General features: G+C 67.5%; 16 protein-coding genes. 8 read left to right on the top strand and 8 right to left on the bottom strand.

All coding sequences use genetic code 11. The features are described 5' to 3' along the window. The first annotated feature begins 451 nt into the window (after positions 1–451). Positions 452–1,495 carry a dual-specificity RNA methyltransferase RlmN gene (gene rlmN / locus STHE_RS09205; RefSeq protein ID WP_012872300.1) on the top strand — a complete coding sequence of 348 codons (1,044 nt, stop codon included), beginning with the start codon at positions 452–454 and terminating at the stop codon, positions 1,493–1,495. Positions 1,496–1,699: 204 nt separating this feature from the next. Beyond that, a complete protein-coding gene (gene purE, locus STHE_RS09200) occupies positions 1,700–2,182 on the top strand; it encodes a 5-(carboxyamino)imidazole ribonucleotide mutase (protein ID WP_012872299.1) in 483 nt (160 codons plus the stop codon). Between the two features lie 173 nt (positions 2,183–2,355). Here the strand turns inward: purE and STHE_RS09195 are convergent, their stop codons facing one another. Beyond that, positions 2,356–2,808, bottom strand: a complete 453-nt coding sequence (locus tag STHE_RS09195; RefSeq protein ID WP_012872298.1) for a Fur family transcriptional regulator — start codon at positions 2,806–2,808, stop codon at positions 2,356–2,358. Between the two features lie 197 nt (positions 2,809–3,005). Here STHE_RS09195 and STHE_RS09190 point away from each other — a divergent pair, with 197 nt between their 5' ends. Both STHE_RS09190 and STHE_RS09185 read left to right on the top strand, forming a co-directional pair. Further along, complete coding sequence (locus tag STHE_RS09190) at positions 3,006–3,860, top strand: hypothetical protein (protein ID WP_012872297.1); 855 nt, start codon at positions 3,006–3,008, stop codon at positions 3,858–3,860. Positions 3,861–4,157: 297 nt separating this feature from the next. Beyond that, a complete protein-coding gene (locus STHE_RS09185) occupies positions 4,158–5,507 on the top strand; it encodes a glycosyltransferase (RefSeq protein WP_012872296.1) in 1,350 nt (449 codons plus the stop codon). 83 nt (positions 5,508–5,590) lie between these two features. Here the strand turns inward: STHE_RS09185 and STHE_RS09180 are convergent, their stop codons facing one another. The 3 genes from STHE_RS09180 to STHE_RS09170 form a co-directional block, all read right to left on the bottom strand. Next, positions 5,591–8,071, bottom strand: a complete 2,481-nt coding sequence (locus STHE_RS09180; RefSeq protein ID WP_012872295.1) for a heavy metal translocating P-type ATPase — start codon at positions 8,069–8,071, stop codon at positions 5,591–5,593. A 161-nt stretch (positions 8,072–8,232) separates the two neighbouring features. Then, positions 8,233–8,547: a metal-sensitive transcriptional regulator gene (locus STHE_RS09175; RefSeq protein ID WP_012872294.1), complete on the bottom strand. Its 315-nt coding sequence runs from the start codon at positions 8,545–8,547 to the stop codon at positions 8,233–8,235. Positions 8,548–8,680: 133 nt separating this feature from the next. Next, positions 8,681–10,165 (bottom strand): thioredoxin-like domain-containing protein, encoded by a 1,485-nt coding sequence (locus STHE_RS09170; RefSeq protein ID WP_012872293.1) that lies wholly within the window; start codon positions 10,163–10,165, stop codon positions 8,681–8,683. 425 nt (positions 10,166–10,590) lie between these two features. Here STHE_RS09170 and STHE_RS09165 point away from each other — a divergent pair, with 425 nt between their 5' ends. The 4 genes from STHE_RS09165 to STHE_RS09150 all read left to right on the top strand — a co-directional run bounded on the left by STHE_RS09165 (position 10,591) and on the right by STHE_RS09150 (position 15,650). After that, positions 10,591–12,117 (top strand): ABC transporter substrate-binding protein, encoded by a 1,527-nt coding sequence (locus tag STHE_RS09165; RefSeq protein WP_217155806.1) that lies wholly within the window; start codon positions 10,591–10,593, stop codon positions 12,115–12,117. A gap of 96 nt (positions 12,118–12,213) precedes the next feature. Next, complete coding sequence (locus tag STHE_RS09160; protein WP_012872291.1) at positions 12,214–13,149, top strand: carbohydrate ABC transporter permease; 936 nt, start codon at positions 12,214–12,216, stop codon at positions 13,147–13,149. Beyond that, positions 13,146–13,997, top strand: a complete 852-nt coding sequence (locus tag STHE_RS09155; RefSeq protein ID WP_012872290.1) for a carbohydrate ABC transporter permease — start codon at positions 13,146–13,148, stop codon at positions 13,995–13,997. The genes STHE_RS09160 and STHE_RS09155 overlap by 4 nt, the downstream gene beginning before the upstream one ends. Before the next feature lie 279 nt (positions 13,998–14,276). Further along, positions 14,277–15,650, top strand: a complete 1,374-nt coding sequence (locus tag STHE_RS09150; protein WP_012872289.1) for an aspartate aminotransferase family protein — start codon at positions 14,277–14,279, stop codon at positions 15,648–15,650. A 208-nt stretch (positions 15,651–15,858) separates the two neighbouring features. Here STHE_RS09150 and STHE_RS09145 read toward each other — a convergent pair whose 3' ends face one another. The 4 genes from STHE_RS09145 to rpmA all read right to left on the bottom strand — a co-directional run bounded on the left by STHE_RS09145 (position 15,859) and on the right by rpmA (position 17,442). Further along, complete coding sequence (locus tag STHE_RS09145; RefSeq protein WP_012872288.1) at positions 15,859–16,101, bottom strand: 4Fe-4S dicluster domain-containing protein; 243 nt, start codon at positions 16,099–16,101, stop codon at positions 15,859–15,861. A 229-nt stretch (positions 16,102–16,330) separates the two neighbouring features. Continuing rightward, on the bottom strand, positions 16,331–16,498 hold the full coding sequence (locus STHE_RS09140; RefSeq protein ID WP_245534855.1) for a hypothetical protein: 168 nt from the start codon (positions 16,496–16,498) through the stop codon (positions 16,331–16,333). Positions 16,499–16,775: 277 nt separating this feature from the next. Continuing rightward, positions 16,776–17,108, bottom strand: coding sequence for a 50S ribosomal protein L31 (rpmE, locus tag STHE_RS19560; RefSeq protein ID WP_012872286.1), 333 nt, complete (start codon positions 17,106–17,108; stop codon positions 16,776–16,778). 40 nt (positions 17,109–17,148) lie between these two features. Next, a complete protein-coding gene (gene rpmA, locus STHE_RS09130; RefSeq protein WP_012872285.1) occupies positions 17,149–17,442 on the bottom strand; it encodes a 50S ribosomal protein L27 in 294 nt (97 codons plus the stop codon). Positions 17,443–17,458: the final 16 nt, after the last annotated feature.

Genomic DNA, 17,458 nt, shown 5'->3' with positions numbered 1-17,458 from the left:
CCTCGCGGCGAGGTTGGGGGCCCGGGGTTGGTGGTGTAGGGATCCCCGTGCGGTGGCACGTACCCACCCCCGGGCTGAATCCTCGGGTAAGCCCACTGAAGGGGCTGTGATGGCAACATACAGGCGTAACCGATCCGGCCGCCCACGGGATCCAGGATTCCTAGCCCGCTGAAGCGGGCTTCTCTTGTGAGCCCGGGGGTTTACACCCGGGCACGCGCCGACCGGTGAACATCCCATCATCCGGGTCTGCGCCTTGACGCGCCCTGCGCAGCGATTTCCACGGGACGACGATGAGCGTGGCGCGCCGATCGTGCCGTAATCACCGTGCTACACTTCGAGTTCGAACATGGCGCGTGATGGGAGCGGGCAGGCAGCCGAGATGACAACGACGCAAACTTCTTCTTCGACACCGGTGACTCGGCCAGTGCGCTTGGCGCGGCGGAACCGGCCGGTGGCGCTCTACGATCTGACCCTCGCGGAGTTGGAGGAGCGGCTGGCTGCGGACGGCGTCCCGCGCTACCGGGCGCGCCAGATCTTCCACTGGGCCTATCGCCAGCTCGCCGTCGATTACGACGCTATGACGGTGCTCCCCAAGACACTGCGGGCCGATCTTGCCACGCGGCTGCCCTTGACGCCGCTGACTCCCGTGCGCGAGGTTCAGACCGACGACGGCGAGACGATCAAGACCCTCTTCCGGACGGTCGACGGGCAGCACATCGAGACGGTGCTGATGTTCTACCCCGACCGCACCACCGTCTGTGTCTCCTGCCAGGTCGGCTGCGCGGTCGGCTGCAGCTTCTGCGCGACCGGCATGATGGGCCTGACGCGGAACCTGACGGCCGGGGAGATGGTCGCGCAGGTGGTCGCGGCCGCGCGCCGGGCGCGGGAGGCTGGCCGGACGCTGACTAACATCGTGATGATGGGGATGGGCGAGCCGTTCCAGAACTACGAGGCGACCATGCGCATGGTGCGCATCCTCCACGAGGAGGAGGGGATGAACTTCGGCGCCCGGCGCATCACGGTCTCCACCTCGGGCCTCGTCCCCTTCATCGACCGCCTGGCGCGGGAGCCGTTCCAGGTGAAGCTCGCGGTGTCGCTCCACGCGCCGAACGACGACCTGCGCTCGTCGCTCGTCCCGCTCAACCGGCGGTACCCGATCGGGGAGTTGATCGCCGCCTGCCGCCGCTACGTAGGGGAGACCGGGCGGCGGGTGACCTTCGAGTATGTCCTCATCGACGGCGTGAACGACAGCGATGCCAACGCCGAGGAGCTCGCCCGGCTCCTGCGTGGCCTCCTCTGCCACGTCAACCTGATCCCCCTGAACCCGACGCCGGCCGCGCCGTTCGGCCGGCCCAGCGTCGAGCGCATCAACCGCTTCGAGCAGATCCTGCGTGCCCGGGGCATCCCGGCCACGGTGCGCTACTCGCGAGGCGTCGACATTTCTGCTGCCTGTGGGCAGCTACGGGCCGAGTACGAAGCGGTGGCGGGCGCGTGAGCCCGTCGCTGGCCGTGGGGTCCGCACCCGGTCCGCGCATCGGCTCCTTTTATCTCCGGCGTCATGAGCGATATGATCCTCGGCGCGCCCCGGCGTTTCGTGCCCGGCGCCTCGGCGGTCGTGGGGGCCGGTCCGCGCCGCGTCGGGCGTAGCAGCGGGGCGTGTTGGGGCCTGGATGGGCTAACGAATGGAATCGGAGGGGTCATGGCACGGGTCGCGATCGTGATGGGCAGCCAGTCCGACATGCCGTACATGGAGGAGACGATCAAGGCGCTGGACGGGCTGGGCCTTGACCACGAAGTGCACGTCATGTCGGCGCACCGCACGCCGGACCTGGTGCAGCGGTTCGCGACGGGTGCGGCGGAGCGCGGGGTGAAAGTCGTCATCGCAGCTGCAGGTGGTGCAGCGCACCTGCCGGGGGTGATCGCCTCCTGGACCACGCTGCCGGTGATCGGTGTGCCGCTCCCGACGACCGATCTCAAGGGGTTCGACGCGCTGCTCGCCATCGTGCAGATGCCGGCCGGGGTGCCGGTGGCGACGGTGGCCGTCGGGAAGGCTGGGGCGCGCAACGCGGCGTTCCTCGCGGCGCAGATCATCGGGCTGTCCGAGCCGCAGTTCGCCGACGCCTACCGCGCGTACCGTGAGGAGCAGGCCGCCAAGATCCGCGAGGGCGTCACCGGGTTCTAGTGTGAAGTGCGCGGCGGGGACCCCGCTGCCGTGCCGTTCATTCTAGTCGTGTGTAGGTGATCGGTACGAGCGCGGAGCTCGCCCAGATCCTCGTTGGGTGGATTGTGCCCGGGGGTTTACCCCGGGCACCGACCACTGCGCTGGGATCGCCGTATCCTCCACAGTGCCGAGGATCAGTCGTCGGAGGAGCCGTCAGGCTGGCAGACGCGGCAGAGGCCGAAGATGGCGAAGTGATCCATTCGGGCGGCGAAGCCGTACTCCTCCTGGAGCCGGGCACGGAGCGGCTGGAGGACCTCGTCGGCCAGGTCGATCGTCACGCCGCAGCGCTGGCAGATGAGGTGGTGGTGGGGCTGTGTCCCTATCAGTTCGTACTGGCGCACGCCCTCGCCCAGGTCGGTGACGGCCACCAGCCCCAGCTCTACCAGCCGGTCGAGCGTGCGATAGACCGTCGAGCGGTTGAGGAAGGGGTATTCCCGGCGGACGAGGTCGAAGATCTCATCCGCCGTCATGTGCCCCTCGCCCGCTGCGAGCGCCGCCAGCACCATCATGCGCTGCGGAGTTACCCGCAGGCCGGCGCGACGCAGTGCGTCCTGTAGCGCGTTGTCCTCCTGCACGTCACCCGACATCGTCATCTGCTCCCCAGATCGCGGCCCGTTGATGCACTAGCTTACTCCGGGTTGACCACCGGGGCCACGGGCACTAACATGCTACCAGTTGCATCTGCAACGAGTTGCCAGATCCGTGCGGTTCGGGCGCGCAGCGACTCGGCCCGCGACAACGTCCTCGGACATTTCCCACAGCGCCGAACGGAGGGCAGGCGACGATGGCGGACCTTGGTGCGCTGGCACTGATCGCGACCGGGTTGGGCCTCGGGCTCCGGCACGGTATCGACTGGGACCACATTGCGGCCATCACCGACATCACCGGGACGATGGATGACGAAGAGCTGGTGAAGCCGGTGCAAGGCGGTGCCGACGGGGTTGGTGCAGCGACGCTGGCGCCGAGCCGCCGCTACCTCACGGCCGAGTCGCGGCATCGCTTCTTCCTCGCCACGCTCTATGCGGTAGGGCATGCCCTGGTGGTTGTCGTGCTGGGGTTGATCGCCCTCTGGACGAGCACGATCCTGCCCGACTGGATCGATCCCATCATGGAGCGCGTCGTCGGTGTGACGCTGCTGGTTCTCGGGGGCTGGATCCTGTACTCGCTGTGGCGTCACGGGCGAGATTTTCAACTGCGCAGCCGCTGGATGCTGGTGTTCGCCGCCGTCGGTAACGCCTGGGCGTGGCTCCGCAGCCGGCTGCGCGGTGAGCGCTACGTCCGCCACGACCACTGGGTCAGCAGCTACGGCTGGAAGACGGCACTCGGCATCGGCATGATCCACGGCATCGGCGCCGAGACCGGCTCCCAGGCGCTGCTTCTGGCCGCCACGGCTGGAGCGACCACCAAGGTGGCGGGGTCCGTGCTGCTGGTGGCCTTCGTGGTCGGCCTGGTCATCTCGAACTCGATCATCGCTGCCCTGACCACCTTCGGCTTCGTCTCGTCCAGCACGCGGCGCACCGTCTTCGTGGTGATCGGGCTGATTGCGGGCGTCTTCAGCCTCTTCCTGGGCTTCTTGTTCACCACGGGCATCGGGGTCGAGCTTCCCGACCTCCAAGAGCTGATCGACCGCGTCATCTAGCGGCCGGGCCTTGTGCCTGGCCGTTTCTGTTCCGTGCACCGTCTGGGGGCGGATCCCCTGGTGCCAGCGTCGGCACCAGGGTGGGGCGTGCCCTGCGGTGCTCACCCTGGGCAGGAACAGCGCTCCCGTGCCATCCCCCGTTGGCACTCGCTTGACGATCCCCCTCCGAGCCGCTATCGTGGCGCCGTCGCAAGCACGAGAGACAGCGAGAGTGCGGTTCGGCGTGCGGTCCCGACCGTGGTGTGCGCTGCCGTCTGCGGCCGTCGGGTGGACGCCGGACGGAAGGAGGATGCAGGGATGACGGGTTCGTCGAACAGGCGCACGATCATCTTCTTTCCAGAAGGGGCTTTCGGGCCGACGAACAACTGTATCGGCATCGGCAAGATCTTGCTGGAGCGCGGTCACCGGGTGGTCTTCGTCGTCGAGGAGTCCTTTGCCGGGACGCTGGCAGCGCGCGGCTTCGAAGAGCGACTGATGCGCCTCTCGCCACCGCCCGAGGTCCCGGAGGAGCCGGGACAATTCTGGAAGGACTTCATTCGCGACACGGCGCCGCACTTCCGTAAGAACACGTTTGACCAGATCGCGTCGCTCACGCAGCCGATCTGGGAGTCGTTGGTCGACGGGGCGATCTACGTGGAGCCGCGTCTGCGCGAGATCTTCGCCGAGGTGCAGCCGGACGTCATCGTGGAGGACAACGTCGTCGCCTTCCCGGCGATGCTGACGGCGGGCGTCCCCTGGGTGCGGATCATCTCCTGCAACCCGTTGGAGATCGCCGAACCGGACCTGCCGCCGGCGCTTTCCGGCCTGCCGACCGACGATCGGTCCGAGTGGGAGCGCTGGCGCGCCGAGTACGACCGCTGTCACGCCGACCTGTACGCCCGCTTCAATGCCTTCGTCCAGGAGAACGGCTGCCCGCCGCTGCCGCCCGGCCAGTTCATGTACGAGTCGCCCTGGCTCAACCTTTACCTCTACCCAGAGGAGGCCGACTACCCACGCTCGCGGCCGCTCCCCGCGACGTACCACCGGCTCGACTCGTCGGTCCGCGACACCGAGCCGCCCTTCTCGGTGCCGGAGTCGCTGCGTGGTGAAGGGCCACTGATCTACGTCAGCCTCGGGAGTCTGGGGTCTGCTGAGCCGGAGTTGATGAACCGGCTGGTGGACTTGTTCGCCGGGACGAACTACCGGGTCATCATGAGCCTCGGGCCGCAGGCGGGCCAGATCGAGCTGCCGCCGAACATCTGGGGCGAGGAGTTCTTGCCGCAGCCGTCGATCCTGCCGCTGGTGGACGCAGTGGTCACCCACGGCGGCAACAACACGGTCACCGAGAGCGTGCACTTCGGTAAGCCGATGCTCGTGCTGCCGCTCTTCTGGGACCAGCACGACAATGCGCAGCGGGTGCAGGAAGTCGGGTTCGGCTGGCGCCTCACGTCCTACGGCTTCACTGACGCCGAGTTCCACGAGGCGCTAACCGATCTGCTCCGGGACGACGCGCGCCGGGCGCGCATGCAGCGGATCGCGGCGCGGCTGCAAGCCAATCCGGGGACGGTGAAGGCTGCCGACCTGATCGAGCGCGTCGCCGTCACCGGCGAGCCGGTGCTGCGCGAGGACGTGGCCGGAACGTCCGCGGGCGCGGGGGATGGTGCCTGAGGGCCGTGCCGGTTGTGCCGGCCTGGCGGGTGCGATCGAGAGAAAGACGAGGCCGGGCGCTGCGCCCGGCCTCTTTGCGTTGGTTACCCTGTCGCCGTGGGGGGTGTGAACCGGCGCAGGCGCAGGGAGTTGGTCACGACGAAGACGGAGCTGAAGGCCATGGCGGCGGCGGCGAACATCGGGTTCAGCAGGCCCAGAGCCGCGATCGGGATGCCGATCGTGTTGTAGATGAACGCCCAGAACAGGTTCCACTTGATCGTGCGGACCGTCCGGCGCGAGAGGGCGATGGCCGTCACGACGCCCCGGAGATCGCTGCCGACCAGCGTCACGTCGCTGGCCTCGATGGCGACATCGGTGCCCGAGCCGATGGCGATGCCGACGTCGGCCTGGGCGAGTGCGGGGGCGTCGTTGATGCCGTCCCCGACCATCGCCACGCGGTGGCCTTGCTCCTGCAGCCGGCGCACCTCGTCGGCCTTATGGCCCGGCAGAACCTCGGCCAACACGCGGTCGATGCCTACCTGCCGGGCGATCGCCTCGGCGGTGCGTCGGTTGTCGCCGGTGATCATGGCGACGTCGAGCCCCATTCGCTTCAGAGCGGCGATGGCCTCGGCACTCCCCGGCTTGACGGTGTCGGCCACGGCGATCACGCCGGCGGGCCGGCCGTCGACCGCGACGAGCATGGAGGTCTTGCCATCGGCTTCCAGCCGCGCCGCGTCTGCCTCCAGGCTGTCGGGGGCGATCCCATGGTCGCGCAGCAGCTTGCGGGTGCCGACCAGGATCGGACGCCCCTCGACGGTGCCGGTGATACCGTGCCCGGGGACGGCGGTGATGTCGGCCACCGGAGCGCCGAGGTCGATCCCGGCCTCGCGCGCGTGTTGGACGATGGCCGCGCCCAGTGGGTGCTCGCTGCGCTGCTCGACGGCGGCGGCGAGGCGGACCAGCTCCGCGGCCGGGTCGGCTACGCTGTTGAAGCCGGGCGCCGGAACGACGTCAGTGACTGCGGGCTTGCCGCGGGTGATTGTCCCGGTCTTGTCGAGCACCACGGTGGTCAACTCCCGGGCGCGCTCGAGCACGTCGCCGCCCTTGATCAGGACACCGTGCTCAGCCCCCCGGCCAGTGCCAACCATGATCGCGGTCGGCGTGGCCAGCCCCATAGCGCAGGGGCAGGCGATGACCAGCACGGCGACGGTCGCCAGCAGGGCGTGGGTCAGGTCTCCGCCCAGGAGCATCCAGGCGGCGAAGGTGACGGCGGCGACGACCAGCACGGCCTGGACGAAGACGCTCGCCACGCGGTCGGCCAGCCCCTGGATCGGTGCCTTCGAGCCCTGCGCCTGTTGGACCAGCCGAATGATCTGGGCCAGGGCCGTGTCGCGCCCGACCTTGGTCGCGCGGAACGTGAAGCTCCCGCTCGTGTTGAGGGTCGCGCCGATCACCTCGTCGCCGGGACCCTTCTCGACCGGCAGGCTCTCGCCGGTCAGCATGCTCTCGTCAACCGCGGAGCGGCCCTCGATGATCCGGCCGTCGACCGGGATCTTCTCACCGGGGCGCACGACGACGAGGTCCCCGGCTCGCACCTGGCTGATGGGAATGTCGATCGCTTCGCCGCCGCGGATTACCCGCGCCGTGCGGGGCTGCAGGCCGAGCAGCTTCTTGATGGCCGAGGAGGTCTGCCCCTTGGCCCGCGCCTCGAAGTACCGCCCCAGCAGGATCAGGGTGATGATCACGGCCGCGGTGTCGTAGTAGATCTGATCCATTCGGCCAAGAACGAGCGTGCCCACCAGGGAGTAACCGAACGCTGCGGTCGTGCCGAGGCTGACCAGCGTGTCCATGGTGAACTGGCCGTGCCGCAGGTTCTTGAGCGCCGCCCGGTGGAAGCGCCAGCCGAAGTAGGCCCAGACCGGGAGCGTCAGTGCCAGGAGCACGTACTCCACGTTCATGAGCGACATGAAGAACATGTTCAGGATGACGGTCGGCACGGTGAGGATGGCGGCGCCGATCACGTCCCGGCGCAGCCGGGCGATCTCGCGCCGGCGTCGGGCGGCGTCCTCATCGGCCGCGTCGCTGATCTCCTCCGGCTCGGCGACGACATCTGCGCCGTAACCGGCGGCCTGCACCGCGCGGAGGATCTGGTCCAGGCTCACCCGCTCTGGGTCGTAGGTGACGCTGGCTCGCTCGGTCGCCAGGTTGACAGTGGCTGCCTCGACCCCGTCGAGTCGCGTCAGGGCGCGCTCCACCCGGCGCACGCAGGAGGCGCAGGTCATGCCGGTGATGGCGAGATCCACGGCGGCCGTGTCGTGTGCCGCTGTCTCGTCATCCGTTGCTTCGACAGTGGCTGTATAGCCAGCTTGCTCGACGCGCTGCACCAGGTCGGCCACCGACACGGTCGCCGGGTCGTAGGTTACGGTCGCGCGCTCGGTCGCGAGATTCACCTGCGCGTCGGTGACGCCGGGCAGGCGCTCCAGCGCGCGCTCCACGCGCCGGACGCACGAGGCGCAGGTCATGCCGCTGACAAGCAGCGTTGCGCGCGCCTGCGCGGCGCGTCGTGGTGTGGTGGTTGTGGTCATTGGCTCGATTCCTTCGGCGTCATGCGTGATGCGTCACACGTCATGCGTCATACGTCATACGTCACCCGTGGTGCTCCCCTCTCCCACCAGGGGAGAGGGGCCGGGGGTGAGGGGGACGCATCACGCATGACGCATGACGCATGACGCATGACATCCCGTCCCTACCCGACGCTCTTGGTGAAGCGGTCGATCGCCTCGGTCAGCTCCTGGATTCTGGCTTCCTTCTCCTCGTCATCGGCATTGATGACGCAGCCGCGGATGTGATCCTCCAGGAGCAGGAGGCCGATGCTGCGGGCGGCGGCCATGATCGAGGACAACTGGGTGAGGATGTCGACGCAGTACTGGTCCTCCTCCACCATGCGCTGGACGCCGCGGACCTGCCCCTCCATGCGCCGCAGCCGGGTCAGGATGCGCTGCTTGTCATGCTGATACGAGTCAACCTGCTTCGGCTTTTCGACGACCGGTTTCTCGTTCACGTACTCCCCCTCCTGCGCGGTGTACGCTCCTCACACCCAATTATACCCCCTGGGGGTATCTATGTCACGCGGCACACGCCGGTGCGCCGGGGGATGGGCCGGCGTCGTCTATCGGCAGCGGAGCCGCCGCGGGTCACACCGTCAGCGGGAGAGTGGTGACGGCGCCGGTGGTGGTATCGGCCACGCGGATGGCGTGGTTGTTGGTGTCGGCGATGTAGAGCCGGGAGCCGGCCAGGGAGAGTCCGCCCGGCTCGTGGAAGCGTGCTGCCGTGCCGGTCCCGTCGGCGTCGCCGGGCTCGCCGCTGCCCAGCCATGTCTCGCAGCGCCGGGTGGCCGGGTCGAGCCGCTTGATCTTGTGGTTGTAGCTGTCGGCAACGTACAGCACGCCGTCCCCGCATGCGACGGCCAGCGGGTGCTGCAGGCGCACCTCATCGCCGATGCCGTCCACGTCGCCGAAGTCGAACAGCCCGGTCCCGACCAGGGTCCGCACCTCGTCCCCGGGCGGGAAGGTGACCGTGCGCACGGCGCTCGTCTCGCTGTCGGCGACGTAGAGCAGACGGCCGTCGGTAGCCAGCCCGCTCGGCTGCGCCAGCCAGGCCCGCTGGAGTGTGTGGTCGCGGATCGACTCACGGCCGCTGCCGGCGTAGGGGCGCAGCTCGGCCTCGTCGAGGTCGAGCGCCCAGATCTGGTGCATCCCCGCCATGGCGATGTAGAGGACGCCGTCGTGGAGCACGAGGTCCCACGGCGAGCGGAGGTCGATGGCGCGGGCCGCGCCGGCGCGGGCGTAGCTCCACCCGATGTGGCCTGTCCCGGCGATCGTCTCGACTGTGCGGGCAGCGAGGTCGACCCGGCGCACGACGTGATTGCGCGTGTCGGCGACGTACAGGGTATCGCCATAGAGGGCGAGGCCCTGCGGATCGTGGAAGGCCGCGATCGCTCCCGGGCCGTCGCGCAGCCCCGCCTCACCGGAGCCGATCACCCAGGCGTCGCTACCGTCGAGCCGCGCGACGATCAGCCGATGGTGACCGGAGTCGGCGACGATGAGGCGGTCGGTGGCGGCGTCGGCGAGCACCTTGCCCGGGAAGGCGAGCGTGCCTTCTGGCGGTGCCATCGGCTGCAGGCCAGGGATCGGGCTGCGGTCGATCAGCCCCTGGGCGTCGTACTGATCGACGAGTTCGCGCACGACGCGCGCCAAGTCCTCGGCGGACGCTTCTCCTTCGTGCCGCCCGATGACGCGCCCCTCGGGGTCGACAAACATCAGCGTCGGCCAGGCGCGTACGGCGTAGCGCGTCCAGACCTCGAGGTTCGCGTCGTTGACAACCGGGTGGTGGACGTGGTAGCGCTGGATTGCCGCGCGCAGGCTCTCACTGCGGCGCTCGGCCGGGAACTTGGGGGAGTGGACCCCGATCACGACCAGCTCATCGGGGAATCGGCGCTCGAGCTCCCGCAACTGCGGAAGCATGTGCAAGCAGTTGATTCAGCAGTAGGTCCAGAAGTCGAGGATGACGATCTTGCCGCGTAGGTCACTAATCTCCAGCGGGCGGGTGGTGTTGAACCACTCACCGGGCGGGAATTCGGGCGCGCGTACAGTGCCACGGAAGGCGCTGTAGTCAGCCATGGGTCGCTCCGTTCCTCGGCCACTGGGACAATGCCGCTGTTTCCCTCTTCTCGCCATCGCCATGCCGCAGTGCAGCATCCGCGATTGTACGACAGTTCACGGCACAAAATCTGCGAATCGACCTTGGACGCTTGCCGATCTGCCCTGCGCGCCATTCCCGCTCCGACGTCGTATGGGTGTTCCCTGATCCCCGCTCCGGCGACGCAGCGGGTCGGTCAGCGGAGGAGACGAGGGCTGATGGAGTCTACCGCCAGGAGGCGTGACCGCTCCGGCGCTGATCCGAGGCGCGTATCGGCGCGGTCGGAACGATGCCGCGGCACGGCGCCGCTGGATCCGGACGCCACCACGCGCGGTCCACCCCCACTCCACAACCCGATCGGATCGGAGGGCTCATTTCGAGCCGGGACATGCAGGAGGAGACGCTCGTGACGATTCACGATCGCAGGTATCTGGACCTGTATCGCGCGGCCCTTTCGGGACGTCTCAGCCGGCGGGATGTGCTGCGCCGGGCAACGGCTCTCGGATTGTCGATGCCGGCAGTCGCGGCGCTCCTGGCCGCCTGTGGTGGCGGCGGTGGCGACGAGGCGACTGCCACGATGTCCGGCGGGACGGGGACTACCCCGACCACGGCCGCAACGCCCGCTGAGTCCCCGGCTGCTTCCCCGACGACCGCGCCCTCGGCATCGCCGTCCGGCTCGCCCACGGGTGGGGCGACCTACACCCTCGAGACGCCGCCCGAGGTCTTCAATGCCGATGCCGCGAGCCAGTACAGCGGCCAGACGATCACCTACTACGGCGACACCGTCGGCATCGGCGGTGAGCTGGATCAGCAGCTCGCGCGGGCTTTCACTGAGGCGACGGGCATCAACATCAACATCGTGCCGAAGCCGCAGAGCTCCACCGAGAACTACGCGACCTACCTCCGCCTGTTCCAGGCCCAGTCGCCCGACATGGACGTCATGATGATCGACGTCATCTGGCCGGGCGCCTTTGCCCAGCACCTGCTGGATCTGACCGACGCCTTCCGTGAGGAAGCGGCGCTGCACTACGAGACGATCATCCAGAACAACACCGTCGATGGTGTGCTCGTTGCCATGCCGTGGTTTGCCGACTTCGGCATGCTCTACTACCGCACCGATCTGCTCGAGAAGTACGGCTTCAGCAACCCACCAGAGACGTGGGATGAGTTGGAGGAGATGGCACGGGCGATCGTCGAAGGGGAGCAGGCTTCCAACCCCAACTTCGGCGGCTTCGTGTTCCAGGGCAACGCCTACGAGGGGCTGACCTGTAATGCCCTGGAGTGGCTCGCCTCGACCGGCGGCGGCACCCTCATGGACGAAGAGGGGAACGTGACGATTGACAACCCCGAGGCGATAGCGATGCTTAACCGGGTGCGCGGTTGGATCGGCACGATCTGCCCGCGGGGCGTGACGTCCTACCAGGAAGAGGACTCGCGGAACGTCTTCCAGGGCGGTAACGCCGCCTTCCTGCGCAACTGGCCCTACGTGTACGCGCTGGCCACGGGTGAGGACTCCCCGATCGCGGGGAACGTCGGGGTCGCGCCGCTGCCGGCGGCCGAGGGATTCGATCACGTCGGGACCGTTGGTGGCTGGCAACTGGCCGTGTCGCGGTACTCACAGGTGCCGGAGGCAGCGATCGAGTTCGTGCGCTACATGACGAGCCCGCAGGTGCAGTCTTACCGGGCGCAGGTGGGTTCGTTCGTTCCGACCATCCCGTCGGTGGCGGAAGAGGCGGCGGTGCTGGAGAAGATGCCGTTCCTGGAGCCGATGCAGGACGTGGTGCGTGTCACCCGGCCGTCCACCCAGACCGGCGAGCGCTACAATCAGGTTTCGACGGCCTTCTTCCAGGGCGTCAATGCGATCCTGAACGGCCAGGACGCCGAGCAGGTCGTGCCGCAGACGGCACAGCAGATGCAGCGCGCTGCGGGCTAGCCGCTGTGCCCACGGCTCGCTACCGTGCCGCGCGGCGTGCGCGGATGAGGAAGGGGCGGGCACCTGCCCGCCCCTTAGGATCGAACGGAGGCCGGAATGAGCGGCACCGCGGTCGAGGACAAGGAGCTCGCCGTTCCGAAACGCCCGCGCCGGGTGCTGGACCTCGCCGAGCGGCAACGGCGGCTCGCCTGGATCCTGCTGCTCCCCACCGTCGCGGTCGTCGCGGCAGTCGCGTTGGTGCCCCTCGGACAGACGATCTACTACAGCTTCACCAATGAGCGTCTGGGGAGCTTGACGCCGGGCGAGTGGATCGGCCTGGAGAACTACCGCTTCCTGGTACAGGATACGACCTTCCGCAGTGCGATCTGGGTGACGGTGAAGTTCACCGTCATCACCGTGGTCGTTGAGTTCATCCTGGGGCTGCTGATCGCCCTGGTGGTGAACTCGAACTTCCCCGGTCGAGGGCCGATGCGGGCAGCCATGCTGGTCCCCTGGGCCATCCCGACCGTGATCTCGGCCCAGATGTGGAAGTGGATGTACCACGACGTTTACGGCGTCATCAACGACCTCCTCGTGCGCCTCCACATCATCGACCGCAACGTGGCCTGGTTCTCGCAACCGAGTACCTCACTGTTCGCGATCGCCTCAGTTGACATCTGGAAGACAACCCCCTTCGTCGCCCTGCTCCTCCTGGCCGGGCTACAGGTCATCCCGACCGATGTCTACGAAGCGGCGACGGTGGACGGGGCGAGCAAGATCCAGCAGTTCTTCCGGATCACCTTGCCGCTGCTGCGGCCGGCGATCGTGGTGACGTTGATCTTCCGCACGCTGGATGCGCTGCGCGTCTTCGACGTGTTCTACGTCGTCTTCGGCAACCGCCTGGATACCCAGACCATGGCGATCTACGCGCAGCAGAACATCGTGGCGTTCGCCGATGTCGGTTATGGGTCGGCCATCAGCCTCGGGATCTTCCTGATCATTGGGATCTTCGTGGTGGCCTATGTGACCACGCTGAAGGTGGAGCAGGCATGAGTGGGTCAAGATCGCGCGTGCTCTCACGCATCGGCTTCTACATCCTGCTGGCGATCATCGTTGTCTACCTCATCTTTCCGTTCTACTGGGTGATCCGGTCGGCAATCGTGCCCAACTCCGTGCAGTTCACCACGCCGGTCGTCTACTGGCCGGAGGATCCGACCTGGGACAACTTCCGCACGGTCCTGACCGACCGGCGCTTCCTTCGCTCGCTGCTGAACTCGGCGATCGTGGCCGGCACGGTGACGCTGCTCTCGCTCGCGATCGGTGCCTCGTCGGCCTACGCGCTGGGGCGGTTCCAGTTCCGGGGGCGCACCCCTGTGCTGTACATCGTGCTGGCGATGACGATGTTCCCGGCGGTGTCGGTGCTCGGCGGGCTGTTCACGCTGGTCAACGAGTTCAAGATGTACAACTCGCTCCGGGCGCTGATCTACAGCTACCTGATCTTCACTTTGCCCTTCACCGTCTGGGTGCTGACGAGTTTCTTCCGGCAGATGCCGAAAGATCTGGAGGAAGCGGCCTACGTGGATGGGGCGACGCCGTTCCAGACCTTCTGGAAGGTGCTGCTGCCCCTCTCGGCGCCGGGATTGGTGACGACTGGCCTGCTCGCATTCATCGCCGCCTGGAATGAGTTCCTGTACGCCCTCTCGTTCCTGCAGACGCCGGAGCACTACACGATCACCCTGGCGATCTTCAACTTCTCGCCGCAGACCGGCGGTGGATTCGAGATCCCCTGGGGGCCGATGATGGCGGCGACGGTCGTGGTGACGATCCCGCTGATCGTCCTGACCCTGATCTTCCAGCGTCGGATCATCCAGGGCCTCACTGCCGGCGCGGTCAAGGGTTAGCCCCTGCGGACGACCGTGCCCTGTCCTGTAGCTGGGAGCGCGGGTGTCTCGCCGAACCCCATGCGCGTGGAAACGTCGGCATGGACCGGGCGAGACGCCCGCGTTTTCGTGGGGACGGTGTACCCTCTTGACGCAACTCGCTGCGTCGGTCATGCTGAGCCAGCCTGTCGTATAGCCCCACCGGGGGTGGGGCGCGGAGAGCGAGTATTTTGGGTCGCCTCGTCCTCGGTATGGGATGGCGTGCCCACCAATAAGGCGACTGTCAGAGAGGAGTTTGGGGTGCAGGCAGAGGGGCGGTTTACACTCGACAAGAGCCGCGCGATGTTCGAGCGCATCGCGAAATCGATTGCTGGTGGTGAGAGTTCCTACGCGCGGCTGAAGAAGGGCCTGGAGCTCTGCTTCGATCGGGGCCAAGGTTCGCGCTTCTGGGACGTCGACGGCCACGAGTACATCGACTACAGCCTGGGCTACGGCCCGCTCATCTTCGGACACAATCCGCCGGAGGTGACGGCGGCGGTCGTCGAGGCCATCACCACGCGGGGCAGCGTGGCGACCTTCCCCTACGACCTCGACTATGAGGTCGGGGAGCAACTGGTGCAGATGGTGCCGGGGGTCGATCAGGTGCGCTTCGCCAACTCCGGCACGGAGGCGACCATGGCCGCGGCGCGGCTGGCACGCGCCTATACCGGCCGCACCAAGATCGTGCAGATGGAGGGTGGCTACCACGGGTTCTCCGACACGCACTACTGGAGCATCCACCCTGACGTCTACTCCGACAACCCGGCCCCCTACAGCCCGGAGCCGCGACCGAGCTCGCGCGGCATCCCGCCGTCCTATGGGGAGGCGCTGCTGATCGCCCAGTACAACGACCGCGAGAACATGGAGATGCTGTTCGACCGGTATGGCGACGACATTGCCGCAGTGCTGGTCGAGCCGATCCAGGCGAACAGCGGCCTGATCCCGCCCGAGCCGGGCTACCTGGAGTTCCTGCGTGACATCACGCGGCAGCACGGAGCCCTGCTCATCTTCGACGAGGTGATCACCGGCTTCCGGGTCGCTCCCGGCGGTGCCCAGGAGCTCTATGGGGTGATACCGGACATCACGACCATGGCGAAGGCGCTCGGCGGTGGCTTCCCGATCGCCGCGTTCGGCGGCTCCGAGGAGGTCATGGGCCTGGAGGCGCGCAACGAGGTGATGCACGGCGGCACCTATACCGCCAACCTGGTGGCGTTGGCCGCGGCGAACGTCGTGCTGCGCATTATGCGCGAGCGGAGAGAGGAACTCTGGGACCGGCTGAACACCTACGGCGCGCGGCTCTGCCAGGGCATCGGGGACGCCTGCCGTGAGGCCGGCCTGCGGAATATCGTGCAGGGCGTCGGACCGATCTGGCACATCTTTTTCGCCAAGCCCGGCGCGCCAGACCTCGACCGCATCCGCAACTACCGCGACGCGCTGGCCTACTCGAGCGTCGAGATCTTCGACCGCTTTCACGACCAGATGCTCCGCCGGGGTGTTTACTTCCACCCCTATCACCTGGAGCGCTGGTTCCTGTCGACGGCGCACGACGAACGGGACGTGCAGGAGACGCTGGAGGCGGCGGCCGAGGCGGCCGAGGCCGTGGCGGCCGAGCTGCGCGCGGAGGGGAAGCTATAGCGTCATGCGTCATGCGTCACCCGCCGTGCAAGACGCGTGACGCGTGCTCCGCGCTGTCTGCACGTGTGCTCCGAGGAAAGCCTAACCGCGCCCCTCTCGCAATCCGGGAGGGGCGCGTCATCCGTTGGCGGCTGGGTCTACGCCGGACGGGACATACGGCACGCCGCACGCGTGACGCATGACGTATGACGCGTGTGACGCGTGGCGGCTACTTCTGGAAGTACTCGCGGTTGATGCGCAGGAAGTCGGCCCACTGCTCGGGGAGGTCGTCCTCGAAGAAGATGGCCTCCACCGGGCAGACCTCGGCGCACACGCCGCAGTCGATGCACTCGTCGGGATTGATGAAGTACTGCTCAGCCTCGTCGTCGGAGTGGATGCAGTCCACCGGGCAGACCTCAACGCAGGAGGCATCCTTGAGCCCGATGCAGGGCTGCGCAATGACATAGGTCATTCGTGAGTTGTCCTTTCTGTCGCGGGCGACCGATGCCCGAGGACCGCATGGGACCGCGAGCCAGCGCTCCGTGCACCTGGCCGCTCCGGGGGTTCAAGTATAGTGGGCGCGGCCAAGCAGGCAAGTGGTTGGGCCATCTGGAGCGGGCGGGGATCCCGGTGCGGTACACGGAAACGGGCGCGCCGGGGTAAGCCCTGGCGCGCCCGTTGGGTGAGCAGCGGATCACGCATCAGGACTTGAACTGGCCACGTGCGTAGAGCCACTTCACAAAGCGCAGGTGGTGCCACTCACGGCGGGTATCCACGTACTCGATATAGGGATACGCATCACGCAGCTCGCGCAGGCGGGCGATCTCTTCAGCCGAGAAGCCCTCACGCTGGAGCTGCAGTTCGCTCATCTCATTCGGTCGTGGTGAGACAGACAGAGGTCCGGGCATCGTCTCTTCACTCCTTGCGTGTGGTGTTGAGGGGTGCGGCGCTGGCCCGGTTGCGAGGGGCGCCGCGGTGTGCTTCGACCCCTCTCACTGAGTATAACGCATGGCGGCGGGAAATGGATCCGTTGCGCCGTTACGCAACCGTGACAATAGTCCCGAAAAACAATCGGCGCGGCGGATACCCGCACGCGCCGATCTTTGTCTCGGCTCGTTGGCCCGTCGCACGCGACGGATACCCGTGTTAGCTCTCTGGCTCCCCCTCGGGGGATTCCTCCTCGGGCGTGACCAGGAGCTGCTGCTCCTGCCGCTGGTTCCTCGCCCGCTGCTCCAGCTTCCTCTGCCGACGCTCCGCCTTCTTCTTGCGGGGCGTCTCGGAGGCCGCCTCCAGGCGCTTCATGAAGCGCTCCACCTGGCCGGCGGTGTCCACGATCCGCTGCTCACCGGTATAGAACGGATGGCAGTTCGGACAGAGGTCGATGCGCAGGAGCGGCTTGGTCGACCTCGTGTTCCAGGTATTCCCACAGGAGCAGATAACTGTCGCGTCCTGGTAGGTGGGGTGAATTCCCGGCTTCATCAGTGTTTGTTCCTCGTGCGTTGCGCCGATTGATCGGTGCTTAGTCCCCGGCGGCCGCCTCGGCAGACGCGACCGTCTCGGACAGCGGGTAGACGCTGACGCGGCGCCGGTCGCGGCGGATTCGCTCCCACTTCACCGTGCCGTCGATGAGGGCGAAGAGGGTGAAGTCGCGACCCATGCCGACGTTGTTGCCCGGGAAGTACTTCGTCCCGCGCTGGCGGACGAGGATGGAGCCGGCGCGGACGACGTTACCGTCGTAGCGCTTGACACCCAGCCGCTTGGACTTGCTGTCGCGCCCGTTTCGGGAGCTGCCCATACCCTTTTTGTGCGCCATGTCTCTCCTCCGTGCC

Source organism: Sphaerobacter thermophilus DSM 20745, assembly GCF_000024985.1.
Taxonomy (GTDB): Bacteria; Chloroflexota; Chloroflexia; order Thermomicrobiales; family Thermomicrobiaceae; genus Sphaerobacter; species Sphaerobacter thermophilus.
The sequence above is the reverse complement of the archived record's forward strand: the minus strand, read 5'-3'. Positions and strand labels throughout refer to the sequence as shown.